The sequence below is a fragment of the Shewanella sp. POL2 genome (genome assembly GCF_000282755.1).
Lineage (GTDB): Bacteria > Pseudomonadota > Gammaproteobacteria > Enterobacterales > Shewanellaceae > Shewanella > Shewanella xiamenensis.
In genome coordinates this window covers 16978-29961 of the sequence record NZ_AKZL01000056.1, presented here as the reverse complement: position 1 = coordinate 29961, position 12984 = coordinate 16978, and the positions used below count along the sequence as shown (strand labels likewise).

Annotated in this window: 9 protein-coding genes and 1 pseudogene; 4 read left to right on the top strand and 6 right to left on the bottom strand. The window is 45.1% G+C overall.

From position 1 onward, the window contains the following. Positions 1-38 precede the first annotated feature (38 nt). Positions 39-1256 (top strand): NADH:ubiquinone reductase (Na(+)-transporting) subunit F, encoded by a 1218-nt coding sequence (gene nqrF, locus SHEWPOL2_RS14925; protein WP_037429485.1) that lies wholly within the window; start codon positions 39-41, stop codon positions 1254-1256. Positions 1257-1357: 101 nt separating this feature from the next. Here nqrF and SHEWPOL2_RS14920 read toward each other — a convergent pair whose 3' ends face one another. The 3 genes from SHEWPOL2_RS14920 to SHEWPOL2_RS14910 are packed head-to-tail and all read right to left on the bottom strand — an operon-like array spanning position 1358 to position 2447. Further along, positions 1358-1675 (bottom strand): ankyrin repeat domain-containing protein, encoded by a 318-nt coding sequence (locus SHEWPOL2_RS14920; RefSeq protein ID WP_086024056.1) that lies wholly within the window; start codon positions 1673-1675, stop codon positions 1358-1360. A 21-nt stretch (positions 1676-1696) separates the two neighbouring features. After that, the gene (locus SHEWPOL2_RS14915) at positions 1697-2047 is read right to left on the bottom strand and encodes a hypothetical protein (RefSeq protein ID WP_037429481.1); all 351 of its coding nucleotides are present in this window, start codon (positions 2045-2047) and stop codon (positions 1697-1699) included. Position 2048: 1 nt separating this feature from the next. Next, positions 2049-2447 (bottom strand): hypothetical protein, encoded by a 399-nt coding sequence (locus tag SHEWPOL2_RS14910; protein WP_037429479.1) that lies wholly within the window; start codon positions 2445-2447, stop codon positions 2049-2051. A gap of 276 nt (positions 2448-2723) precedes the next feature. On the opposite strand from SHEWPOL2_RS14910, the gene SHEWPOL2_RS14905 reads away from it, so the two are divergent. Further along, on the top strand, positions 2724-3917 hold the full coding sequence (locus SHEWPOL2_RS14905) for a serine hydrolase domain-containing protein (protein WP_037429477.1): 1194 nt from the start codon (positions 2724-2726) through the stop codon (positions 3915-3917). A 139-nt stretch (positions 3918-4056) separates the two neighbouring features. Here the strand turns inward: SHEWPOL2_RS14905 and SHEWPOL2_RS14900 are convergent, their stop codons facing one another. The 3 genes from SHEWPOL2_RS14900 to yjjX form a co-directional block, all read right to left on the bottom strand. Further along, on the bottom strand, positions 4057-6507 hold the full coding sequence (locus tag SHEWPOL2_RS14900; protein ID WP_037429475.1) for an ankyrin repeat domain-containing protein: 2451 nt from the start codon (positions 6505-6507) through the stop codon (positions 4057-4059). Positions 6508-6775: 268 nt separating this feature from the next. Then, positions 6776-7705, bottom strand: a complete 930-nt coding sequence (locus tag SHEWPOL2_RS22510; protein ID WP_037429474.1) for a bifunctional helix-turn-helix transcriptional regulator/GNAT family N-acetyltransferase — start codon at positions 7703-7705, stop codon at positions 6776-6778. Positions 7706-7856: 151 nt separating this feature from the next. Continuing rightward, a complete protein-coding gene (gene yjjX, locus SHEWPOL2_RS14890) occupies positions 7857-8396 on the bottom strand; it encodes an inosine/xanthosine triphosphatase (RefSeq protein WP_037414615.1) in 540 nt (179 codons plus the stop codon). Between the two features lie 268 nt (positions 8397-8664). Here yjjX and SHEWPOL2_RS14885 point away from each other — a divergent pair. Continuing rightward, positions 8665-11234: pseudogene (locus SHEWPOL2_RS14885) on the top strand (acylase). A gap of 448 nt (positions 11235-11682) precedes the next feature. Beyond that, entirely contained in the window at positions 11683-12975 is a 1293-nt protein-coding gene (locus tag SHEWPOL2_RS14880; protein ID WP_037414617.1) for an HAAAP family serine/threonine permease, read from the top strand. The last annotated feature ends 9 nt before the right edge of the window (positions 12976-12984 follow it).

Sequence of the window (12984 nt, the reverse complement as noted above, 5' to 3'; positions counted from 1 at the left end):
TGAAACCGCATTTCTGTTTAGAAAAACGGGTTAATCGAATGGAAATGGCAATAGGCATAGGCATGTTCACCCTAGTGGTGTGCCTACTGGTGATAGTAATCCTTATCGCCAAAAAGAAATTAGTGACTACCGGTGAGATCACTATCGGGATTAACGACGATGCCGAGAAAAGCATTAAAGTTGCCGCAGGCGACAAACTGCTTGGCGCCTTGGCGAGTAAGAATATTTTTATTCCCTCAGCCTGTGGCGGCGGCGGTACCTGCGGCCAGTGCCGGGTGAAAGTCAAATCGGGCGGTGGTGATATTCTGCCAACAGAACAAGGGCATATCACTAAAAAAGAAGCCAAAGAAGGCTGTCGTCTCGCCTGCCAAGTGGCGGTGAAGACCGATATGGAACTTGAGCTAGAAGAAGAAATCTTTGGCGTGAAGAAGTGGCAATGTGAGGTGATCTCAAACGATAACAAGGCCACCTTTATCAAAGAGTTACTGCTAAAACTGCCCGAAGGTGAAGACGTGCGCTTTAAGGCGGGTGGCTATATCCAAATTGAAGCGCCAGCCCATGTGGTGAAGTACGCCGATTTTGATATTCCGGCTAAGTACCGCGACGATTGGGAAAAATACGGTCTGTTCGACTTAGTCTCCACCGTTAATGAAGATGTGCTGCGCGCCTATTCAATGGCGAACTATCCCGATGAAAAGGGCCGCATTATGCTTAACGTGCGTATTGCCACGCCACCATCGGCCAATGTGCCACCGGGTAAGATGTCTTCTTACATCTTTAACCTCAAGGCGGGGGATAAGGTGACTATTTCTGGCCCATTCGGTGAGTTCTTTGTGAAGGATACCGATGCAGAAATGGTATTTATCGGCGGTGGTGCGGGCATGGCACCGATGCGCTCACATATTTTCGATCAGCTAAAGAGTAAAAAGACCAAGCGTAAGATGAGTTTTTGGTACGGTGCCCGTTCGACCCGTGAGGTGTTTTACCAACAGGATTTCGATGCATTAGCGGCTGAGAATGACAACTTTGTTTGGCATGTGGCGCTGTCGGAGCCGTTACCAGAGGATAACTGGACGGGTTACACTGGCTTTATCCATAATGTGATTTACGAAAATTACCTTAAACATCATAAGGCACCAGAGGATTGCGAGTACTACATGTGTGGTCCTCCAATTATGAACTCCTCGGTGATCCGTATGCTTGAAAGCCTAGGGGTCGAGCCTGAAAATATCCTGCTCGATGACTTTGGTGATTAAGCGGTAAGTGGTAAGTGGGATAGAAAATCGCGTTAGGCAAAGCTAGAACAGCGGAGCCTAACGCGATTTTTGTTTATAGGGCTTTTAGTTGGCTTTGATATCTAGCTAAAGGATTTACCGCCATGGTGGCTTAAATAGCTCACCATACGCTGACTTTCAGTGGTATAGCATCCCATGCGAAACTCTCCTTGCCAGTAAGCAATATCGAGCGGACGATACCCCAGCGCATTTGGATGATTCACATCGGCACCCGCATCCACTAATAGTTTGAGCAGTTCAAAAGACTGTAGATCACAGGCATGCAACAGTGCCGTCATCCCATTCTCGTCAACCCCTTGAATATCAGCGCCATTAGCAATAATGCGCTTAACCGCAAGTGTATCCTTGGCTTTAACTGCATGGATAAGTTCAGTGCTCATAGGGATATTTAACCTAATGATTTATTGGTTATTCGAGTCTTTGATGGTGCGATTTTTTGTAAAAAAAACAGCCAATAAGAATACACATAAAAGCAGAGTATAAAATGTGGTTGAATTGCCCCATATCGATTGAGTTAGAAAATCATAAGTTGGCATTGATATGTGTACCACTAGCCAAATCATGGCATCTTTATCTGCTAGATAGTCTGCCAATAGAAGTAATTCACCAAGTTTTGGGTGAAAAAAACTGATAGCACCGCGAACGATAAGAACATATGCCGTGACTATGAATATCACCGTAAACATTCTTTTTAATCGTGCAATATATAAATTTTTAATTTGCGATTGATTAATTTTCTGCTTGGTAGCCATGTCACACTTGCTTGTTAGTATTTTTATGTTCAAAGCCTCTAACAATGACATATGCGATAAGGGCAAATATAAATACGATAAGGTACATCCATGCAATACTTTGCAACGTTTCAATAATCGTCCGATAAATCTCAATAGTCCAACGTTCTAGTGTTAACTGAAGAATCTCTACATCTTTATGTCGAGCGGTAATGTAACGCTCTAAATCATAAATCCTAACGCCACCAGAGATGCCCACAACATATGTGGCAAAAATGATATATTTTTGCCAAGCGGCACTGATTGAATCTTGAATAATTCGAGAAAATATTTCGCCTAATGGTTTTTTAAAAATTGAAACAACCAGAAATGAAACAGTTATAGATAGTGCAAAGGTAATAAACAGTAATGTAAAAAACATGCTCTCTCCTTAGAACAAATATTCAAATTGAAATCTTTACCAGTCATTTAAAATCAACAACATAATCTGTTTTATGCTTACGTTCAAGCGAATAGTTATTGAGGTTGCTCTAAAGATAGGTGCCGAGTGGCAGTCAAGGTTTGTGAATGACTTTATATTAAAAACTCAATCCATACTTTGATTGCTCATCTCAAACGCCGCAACACTATGAAAACTTATGATAAGCTGGCCGCTTTCTAATCAGGCAGTATTTGCTAATTAAGTTAAGGATAACCCATGCGTTTGAGTGTTATCGGCTCCCTGCTATCGGGGTTGTTATTATTCCCAAGTGCCAATAGTGTTGGCGAGTCGCTTGAAGCTGCGATTGTGTCGGAAAGCGCGCAAGGCGGTCAGTCAGTTAAGCTTGAAAGCCAAACCGCATCTTCTGCCTCAAAGAGTGCGGAGATTAAGAGCTTAATCCAAGCCGCGATCAAGGATTCGCCGCAGCCATTGAGTGGCAGTGTTATCCTGCTTGAGCGGGGTAAGCCGCTGTTTGAATTGCAAAAGGGTGAAGGTATTAGTAAAGATTCGCGCTTTGTGATGGCATCGCTCTCTAAACAAATCACTGCAACCTTGATATTACAGGCGGTCGATGCGGGGAAACTCGATTTAACTCAAACGCTTAATCATTACCTTTTGGGTGATGCGAAGGGAGATAACAAGGCACTAAAAGCCGTTGTGGCGGGCACAAATTCAAGTGCAAACGCTTTAAATCCCGGTCGATATGATGAGCGGATTACGCTGCATCAACTGCTGACGCATACATCGGGGGTCGATAAGCTAGGTAAGGCCAATCGATTTGAGCCGGGTAGCCAATTTGAATATTCCAACTTTGGTTATTCACTGCTTGGGCAAGTGCTTGAAAAGGTCAATCACCAATCCTTTGCCGAGCAGGTGACGCAATTTGCTGCGCGATACCAGCTTAATGGCCTGAGTGCTGAGCAGGGTAGTCTTGAGGCGATTCATGCCAAAGTACCTAGCTTGGCGGTGGGATTACAGGAAAGTGAAGTGATTGCACCTGCTGAGCTGGTAATTGATGAAGCGTTATTGCCCGCTGGTGGATTAATTGCCTCGGCGGCCACTTATGCCGATTTTCAGCAGCAATTACATGCTGGCAAGTTGTTGAGTCCAGAGAGTTATCAAAGGATGACAACGGCGTATACCGAGATCCAATTTTTGTGGCCGAATATGCGTTATGGTTATGGAATAAGGATCAATAAGGACGATGGCCTCGTCGAATACAGTCATACGGGCTATTTAACTGGTTATATGTCGATGACCCTGCATTATCCCGAATTTAATTTGGACTTAGTCATGCTGGAAAATCTATCGCTAAATCTTAATGATCGCGCTCGAGTATTTGAACTGCATAATCAGATCCGCCAAATTATCCGTAGCCAGTTGCTGCTTGCTAAAGCCGCTAATGTTTAAGCCTTTGATGTTTAAGCTTTAGCTTTCGCCATTATGTTGGCTAATAGGCGGCCAATTGAGTTGATGTGAGTCTCGAAAGCATAAAGCCCCAGCGTTGGGGCTTTATGCTTGGTCTTTTTAGTTGCCAAGGTGCTAACTGCTACCAAAAGCGTTTTCTAAGTGCGGTTTCTATCTCAATATCAACCCTAAAGTATTGCAAAATCGTCCAAACGGAATCGACTAAGGCTTCGGTAAGCGCGGGGTAATCATCCTCGATAATCCCGTTAATTTCTTCGACGGTTTCATCGATATATTCCTGAACACCTTCCTCAAATTCGGCCTTTGTCGCTTGATTGCGGAAAAAGCTAAAGTTGTCGAGCTTTTCAATCAATCGTTCCACCTGCTCTTTAACCGAGTTTAACTGTTGAGCTGTGATGCTTGGATCGCTGGCTATCGGCTTAAAGAAATGCTGCACTCTGTTTTTGAGATCAAACAGCGTCGGGATTTGGCTTCTATCCACCGCCGCATCACTGACCTCTAGTCTAGTTTTTTGGGGTTGAGCGGTTTTTGGCGCCTCCACATGGGTTGTGCCACATTCAAGAGTAAGCGATGCGACTTCTGGCTTCGCTACCTTATGTTCGATAATTGTGGGGGCTGCTGGTATTTCACGCCCTAGCTTTTGTAATAGCCGACGTTGGAAATAACTTTGTGGCTGGGCTTTGCTCAGGGCTTGCTCAAGTTGTGACTCACTGTAGGGGACGATTTGCAGTAGTACTTCGAAAATCTCTTTATATTCCTGCTCCATAGTCACACTCAGCGGGCTATAACCTAAGCTGTTACTTACGGTTAAGTCGCCGCCATGTTGCTGCAACAGTCTTAAGATCCGCACCGCTGTTGATTCAAAGCGTGGAAACTCATTCGAGCTGCCGCCCATCACGGCGCAAAGGGCTGGGGTGGTGTCTTCGGCATTGATGGCATTGGGGTTAGCACCTTGCTCGAGTAACACTTCAACGCAGGACTGCGCGCCGTAATAGCAGGCGCACATCAGAGGCGTAAATTGTTCATCTACTGAGAATTCTTCAATTTTGGCTCCGTGGCGCAGTAATAGTTCCACAGTATTACGTCGCATCGGGCCTGTGATTTGATCCCACCAGTAGGTTGAAATTGCCTTGTGCAATATGGGCGAATTATCATGGCCGCAATGGGTGAAAATATCTCCGCCTTGGTTAATCAGCCATTCGAGAACTTGGGTTCGACAGGCGATGGCCGCAGCGGACACGTAGTTAGTGTTGTAAATATTGGTAAGGCTTAAATCGAGTCCCTTGGTGAGCAGATATTCCATCACTTGGATAAGTGTGGCTTGATCTTCCTTACCCGAACCACGTTGGCAGATAGTCAGCAAGCTTGGTTCATCCACCGCACCAAACTTTTTATTGATATCCATGCCATATTTTATGAAGAGGTCGAGAAACTCCGGTAGAAAGGTTTTCTTCTCGACCATCGGATAAACCAATAGTCTCAAGTTCGACCAGGCTAACATTTCATAGGGTTTACCCGCATTCATAAATACGGAATTTGGATCCGCGCCATATTTGAGCAACAGATCTAGAGCTTGATAGATATACTCCCGTTTATTCACATCGGTAAATTGGGCGTTATCAATAAATTGGTTGAGCACGGGGGAATGGTCGGCGTCAGGCGGTGTCATCCTATAGATGCGATTGATATCGACGGTCGCCTTAATCAATTTTTCGATAATTCTGAGGTCAAATTCTGAGGTCAATGCCGCGTAGAGCAAACTTTTCGCGTGGGAGTCGGCTTTGAGCTGCGGATAATGATCCAGCAGAAATTCAGTGTATTGCTGCGCTTTTGCGTAGACACAGAATTCGAGTAAATTGGCGTCATCCCAAAAGCTGCTATCGTTGGCCATAATATAACGAGGCTTTTTAAACTCAGGATAGCGTTTTACTAATGGCGCGAAAGCTTCTATTCCCCAAAAGTCACTGGAGAAAATAATCTCTTCTATCAGACTTAATTGACCAATATCTAAATAAAGGTCTTTGTTAATAATATGTAGGAATAGCTCTTTGCTGCGCTCTGCATAAAGGATTTCTAAGGGATGATTTAACTCGCCATTGGTCCAGAAACTCACCGAATGATTGATATCCAGCCCCTGTTCAAGCAGCAGATCTAGCATAGCGATGCGCTGATTATCTTGATAAATATACTGAGGGTTAGGGTGAAATAAGTAGTTTAACCAGCAGTTATTAAATTGATTTTGGTAGTAAAGATTCGCGCCAGCCTTGAGGTAGAGCTTTACCAACTCAGGATTATTAAATTCAAGCGCTGAGTGTAAGGCGCTAAAACCATTGCATTCAATTTTAGCGCCATTATCCAGCAGATATTGTATTAATTCGAGGTCGGATTCAGGGCTACGAGAAAGCGGGACTAACACATTACAGGGGGAAATATCGGGATCAATAAAATTAATATCACCGCCATTGGCGAGGTACTTATTAATTTTTTGAATTTTCTTGGCTGTAGACAGCTCGTTATTAACACATATTTCCCGCAGGGTGAGATTATTATCACCAAAAATCCAATTTAGCATGGGCTTCCCTATTTAATGCTTTAACAATAATGCAGCAAAATCATTTCAAATAAACATCATTTAACTGAATGATTTTATGTGTATTTTAATATGGTTAGCCACTAAAACTCTATGCTAATAAGGAGAATTAAAGACTGATTTTAGTTGAATAAGTGATTAACTGTGTTGGTTGGCATTGATTGCCGCTTATTATCAGGCAGGATGTTTAGCGAAGAATATAGCGGGGATTTACTCGGTTGGCAGACCATCCGTGGTCTGCTAAATGGAATTATTTAGGTTGCAATGGTAATAACATCGGGATCTCACAGGCATCGTGGCCGGTATTTCCTAGTGGTGCGCTCAGAGAGTAAAAACCTAAGTGTTCATAGAGCTTGAGTGCTTCTTTTAATATCGCAGTCGTTTCTAAGTAGCAGCTTTGGTAACCCGTTTGACGGGCAAAGTCGAGAGCGAGTAGTGCTAAACGCTTAGCTAAGCCTTTACCGCGGATTTCGGGCATAAAGTACATTTTTTGTAGTTCACAAATGCCTGCATTATTGGCAAGTGGGGCAATGCCTGCACCACCAACGACTCTACCTTCATATTCAACAACCCAATATTGAGCACCCGCTTGCGAATAAATCTGACTTAAACAATCTAAGGTCGGGTCGGCCACGCTATAGCCTTTATCTGCGGTTAAACCATATTCGGCAGATACATCGCGGATAACTTGGGCTATGGCGGCATCATCGGTGGCTGAGGCTGCACGAATTATGCAGCCTGACTGTTGTTTGGCTTTGTCTATTGCTTGGTTGTACTGCATGAGGGCTTGCTCAATATGGTGGATTTGATCAGAGGTGAGTTGCGCTAAGATTTCTTGAAAAAGCTGATTTTGTTGGCTATTGAGTTTTGCGAGTAACTTTTTACCTGTAGGCGTCAGTTGTACGACAAGGCAACGACTATCCTTAGGGTGCATTTGGCTCTGGGCGAGATGCTTATCGATTAAGTGCTTTATTGCTCGGCTAGCATTGGATTTATCAATGCTTAGTTTACTGGCGAGATCTTTAATGGTTTGCGGTTGATTACCGATCTCAAGCAAAGCATGGGCTTGCACGGGGGAGAGAGGTAAATCACCGACTGCTGCGTTAAGCATGCCTAGATGCCTCACCATATAGCGAGAGAGCTGCCGGAGTTGGCTAGATGAGTCTAAATCATTTGCCATAGTTTAATTAAACGCCTTTACGTTATGCAACGTTGAGCCTGACGAGTATTGCAAGCCGGTGGGCTAGCTAGGCTTATATCGCATAATTTAGTTGCAAGTTACAACTAAATTAGCGGGCTTTACGTTGTTTTGCAATATTTTATTAACAAATTTATGGGTAAATCTCGGGATTTAAAAACGGCGCCATCGCGAGGATGATCGCTTGGGTATAATTGCTTTCACGGGTGGCATGGCCGTGGGTGAGCAGGCCTATTGCGCCACCTTTTTGTTTGATATTGACAGTATTAAACAGTCTATCCATCACATGACCCAGCTCTTCACCCGCTTCAAGTGCCTGATAAACCTGCATCGGCAGCGGTAACAGTGCGCCACGGCCAATGCTTAAGCGTTGCTGGTGAGCAATCGCAATATAGGCAAAGGTTGCTGGGCCAAACTCGAAATGGTCGACGCCGCCTTCCATCGCAAAATAATAATCAGCTTCGGTATGCCGTTGGCAATAGTTAACGCGATTCACTGCACCTTGGCGGGTATCGCTATCTGTCATGGGTTGGGCGGGGACGCCAGAAGGTGCGTCCATGCTGAGGGTTTCAATCTGGGATTCAGGAAACAGCAGCTTCATCGCATTGGTCGCAGCATTCACTTTGACGGGGTTTTTCGACCCAACGATTACCTTGATAATATTTTGTTGCATATAAGTTATTTATTTTGATTTTTAAAGTGGACGCTCATATGGATCATTGCTTAAATGGTCGGAGGTGTCTCGCCTATGGGTTTTCTATTCTGCCATATTCATTGCTATGACTCAGTAAAAACAGCTCAGTAAAAGCAAATGTTTGGGAAGCAAATAGCCATAGCAGAGCATCAGGAAGCGACATGCCATTATTGCTCCTTCAGTAAGTTAGCTGATTTAAGCAGTAAAGCGATGTCATTGAAGGAACCAAAATTAAGAGATAATAATAATGAAATTCAACAAACTCATGATCGCGATGGGGATGGCCTGCGGGGTGATGCTCACAGGCTGTAACGATAGCGAAGATAGTACTCCACCAACCGAACCTGAAACCCAACTGCAAACCTTTGCCCCTAATGGCTTACTCAAAGCCAATATCCGACGAACCACCTACGGCGTACCCCATATCCAAGCCGACAATTTAGAAAGCCTAGGTTTTGGTAGCGGTTACGCACAAGCGCAGGACAACCTCTGCGTGCTCGCCGATGGTTTCATTAAGGCGAATTCCCAGCGCTCTATGTACTTTGGCCCCCATGCGTCGATAGATTTCACCACAGGGCTACCTACCGCCGAAGATAATGGCAACTTAATCTCCGATTTTGCCTACAAAGCCTTAAAAATCCGTGAGCAAGCCGAAGCTAAGTGGCCGCAGTTTAGTGAACGCTCTCGTGCATTGATCCAAGGTTTTACCGCGGGTTATAACCAGTATCTTGCGGATGTGGAGGCGGGCAAACAAACAGCAGAACCTTTCTGTGGCGGCCAACCTTGGGTAAAACCTATCGTGCCTGAAGATGTGGTCACTTATTTGTTTTCCATTGCATTGTTACCCGGAGCGGCTAACTTCCTCGATTTGATTTTCTACGCTAATCCCGGGGATGCACAGGAATATATGCCACGTATCGTGGGTCCAGCGCCGAGCCAAGAGCAGACCGCGTTTGTCAGCGATATGCAGTCTAAATTGATTGCCCGCGCAGCCCGTATTACCACGCCAGAAACCAATCCACGGGATTTAGGTTCTAACGGCTGGGGACTCGGTAAAGACAAGACCGAAAATGGCCGCGGTATGGTGCTCGGCAACCCGCATTTCCCGCACACGGGTAACCTGCGTTTCTGGCAATCCCATATCACTATTCCTGGGCATTTAGATATGATGGGTGGCTCGCTGGTGGGGATGCCTGGCCCGATCAATATAGGTTTTAACAAAGACTTAGCTTGGACTCATACCTTCTCAACTGCTGAGCATTTTGTGATGTACAACCTTGAGTTGGTCTCGGGCGATAGATTGCAATATCTGTTTGATGGTAAGCCCATGCCGATCAATAAAGAGACGGTTTCTATCATAGTGAACGCCGGTCCTGCGGGCATGTTAGTGGCTGAAAAGGATATTTACACCACGGCCAAAGGCCCTAATTGGTTGAGGCGCCACCTACGCTTGCGCCTTTTGGTTGGGATGATGGCAGTGCCTTTATGATCCAAGATGCCAATATGGCGACAATGGATCCTGTCGATCACTGGCTCGCCATGAACTTAGCGACCAATAAAGATGAATTTCAACAAGCCTTTAAAGATTACGACGGGGTTATTTTCAACAACACTATGTATGCCGATAAAGAGGGCAATGCCTTCTATATCGATGACTCGACAGTACCCGGTTTGTCCGAGTCTGCCGTTGTGCTGTTAAAGACTTCGCCCGATATTAAGGCGGCAAAAGAGAAAGCAGGCTTTACTATTTTGCCGGGTAATACTTCCTTGTTTAGCTTTAGTGGCCCCACGCCCTATGAACGTGCGCCTAAGCTGGAGCGTAGTGACTTTGTGCAAAACTCCAATGACTCCTTCTGGTCAACAAACTTGAATGAGCCCCTGACCTACTTCTCGCCTATGTATGGCCCAGAAGCAGGGCAATTATCACTGCGTACCCGTATGGGATTAACGCTAATGCAGGATGCGGCAGGCAGCGATGGTAAGTTCAATCTCCAAGAGTTGGAGGCTGCCGTATTATCAAATCGTAGTTACTTGGCTGAACTGGTCTTGCCGGCATTAATTGCCCAATGTGAGGCACAAGGCAGTACGCCTGTGGTAGTGTCTGCCAGTTTATCAAAAGATCTCACCTCAGCTTGTGCGGCGTTAAAAGCCTGGAATGGTAAGCAAGATAATGACAGCAAAGGCGGCGCCTTACTGCGCGAATTTGCCCATCAGTTTAATCAAAAGACGATGCTGACCAAGAGATTTGATCCCGCGAATGCGGCGACCACTCCGAATACACTGGCTACCGACGGCAGTGCATTAGTGGCGCTTGCCCATGCGGTGCTGAATTTAGAAGCCGCAGGTTTTGCTTTAGATGCACCGCTAGGTGATGTGCAGTTTGTCGAGAAGTCTCTTCCCGATGGCACTGCCAGCGGAGCGCGTCTACCTTGGCCAGGGAGTCACAACGCTGAGGGTGGTTTTAACGTGTTTTCAACTAGCTTATCAGGCGACGATACGTTAATTCCACAACATAAATATGCGCCTCTGATGGACGTCGTTACAGGCAAAGCCATGGGTTCTGGCTTAACGGCGAAGGGATATCAAATACGTTATGGTTCAAGTTGGATGATGGCGGTGAGCTTTACCGATGAGGGCCCTGTTGCGCGCGGCATACTCACTTATTCTGAGTCGAGCAATATACTGTCGCCTTCGTTTACCGACCAAAGCAATCTGTATTCCAGCAGTAAGAGTTTCCGTCCTTTACTGTTTAAGGAAGCTGATATTGCGCCAGCCGTAGTCTCAACCACTGAGTTGGTGCTGCAAAAAGCCCAATAATGCTGCGCTAGTCGGGTGGTGATTCATTGGCCCACTTAGGTGGGCCTTTTTATTGGGTGGGCTTTTTATAGGTTGTTCAACGTTACAAAATGTAAAAATTTAACAATGCCGCTAGTGATCTAGTTCAAGTTTTTATAGTGGTTGTTTGAGCTTTGTTGTATTTATCGGTTTTTTGCGACTTAACACGTTTTTGTGGCTTTTATCGACGACAGAGTAATGTCGCCATTTAGGCTTAAGGGTAAATTTACTGTACTTTCTTGGTGATTAATTGTGATCACTTTGATGCGCCATTGAAAATTTATTACATAAATTCATAGATCTAGATCTCAATCCCAGCTTTATTTGAAATTCCATTACTTAAAATGGTTTTAGATCAACTTTTGCTTAAGCTTTTTCGCTATCCTTACGCCGAATTTTTTATGCGGTTTCACCGTAAGGTAATTTTACTATGCAAAAAGATGCGATCAGTGTTTTAGAAACACCTCAAAGCACGCAAGAAAGCACAACAAGACGCTTACCTTGGACGCGCCAAGATACTACTTGGATGCTGAGTTTATTTGGTACCGCTGTGGGGGCGGGCATTCTCTTTCTACCTATCAATGCGGGTATGGGTGGTTTTTGGCCCTTAGTCTTGATGGCCATTATCATCGGACCTATGACCTATTTGGCCCACCGTGGTCTTTCACGCTTTGTTTGTTCATCGAGCATTCCTGGCAGTGACATTACCCAAGTGGTTGAAGAACACTTTGGGATTGGCGCGGGCAAGGCGATTACGCTGCTCTATTTTTTAGCGATCTATCCGATTGTGCTGATCTATGGCGTGGGGATCACCAATACTGTTGATAGTTTTATCGTCAACCAATTGGGCATGGCATCACCGCCGCGTTTTCTGCTTTCTGGTATCTTGATTTTCGGCATGATGGCCGTGATGGTAGCCGGTGAGCAATTTATGTTGAAGGTGACTCAACTGCTGGTGTATCCGCTGGTAGGGATTTTGGCCTTTATGTCTTTGTATCTTATTCCTGAATGGAAAATGGATGCACTGCAAGTTGTGCCTGAAACCGGCGCCTTTTTAGGCACAGTATGGCTAACCATCCCTGTACTGGTGTTTGCCTTTAACCATTCTCCGGCGATTTCGCAATTTTCGGTTTCCCTTAAGCGCGACCATGGCGGCAATGCCGCACGTAAGGCCGATGTGATCCTGCGTAATACGTCAATGATGTTAGTCGGCTTTGTGATGCTATTTGTGTTCTCCTGCGTGTTGTCATTGTCGCCTGAACAATTGGCCGAAGCGAAGGCAAAGAACCTGCCGATTTTGTCCTATTTAGCAAACGTGCATGATAGCGGTTTTGTCAGTTATTTCGGGCCTTTCATTGCCTTTATCGCGATTGTTTCTTCCTTCTTTGGTCACTATATGGGCGCGACTGAAGGTATGAAGGGCATTATTGTTAAGCAATTACGCTCAAGCAATAAGCAAGTCTGTGACAATAAGCTGAACAAGTTTATCCTCGTGTTTATGTTTGCCACCATTTGGGGCGTTGCGATTAAAAACCCAAGTATTCTGGGAATGATTGAGGCGCTAGGCGGCCCAGTGATTGCGGCGATTTTGTACTTAATGCCAATGTATGCTGTGTATAAAGTGCCGGCACTAAAAGCTTATCGTCACCGTATCAGCAATGTGTTTGTGGTGATTGCGGGTTTACTGGCGATGACGGCGATTCTATTTGGTCTACTCAGTTAAGACTGAGAT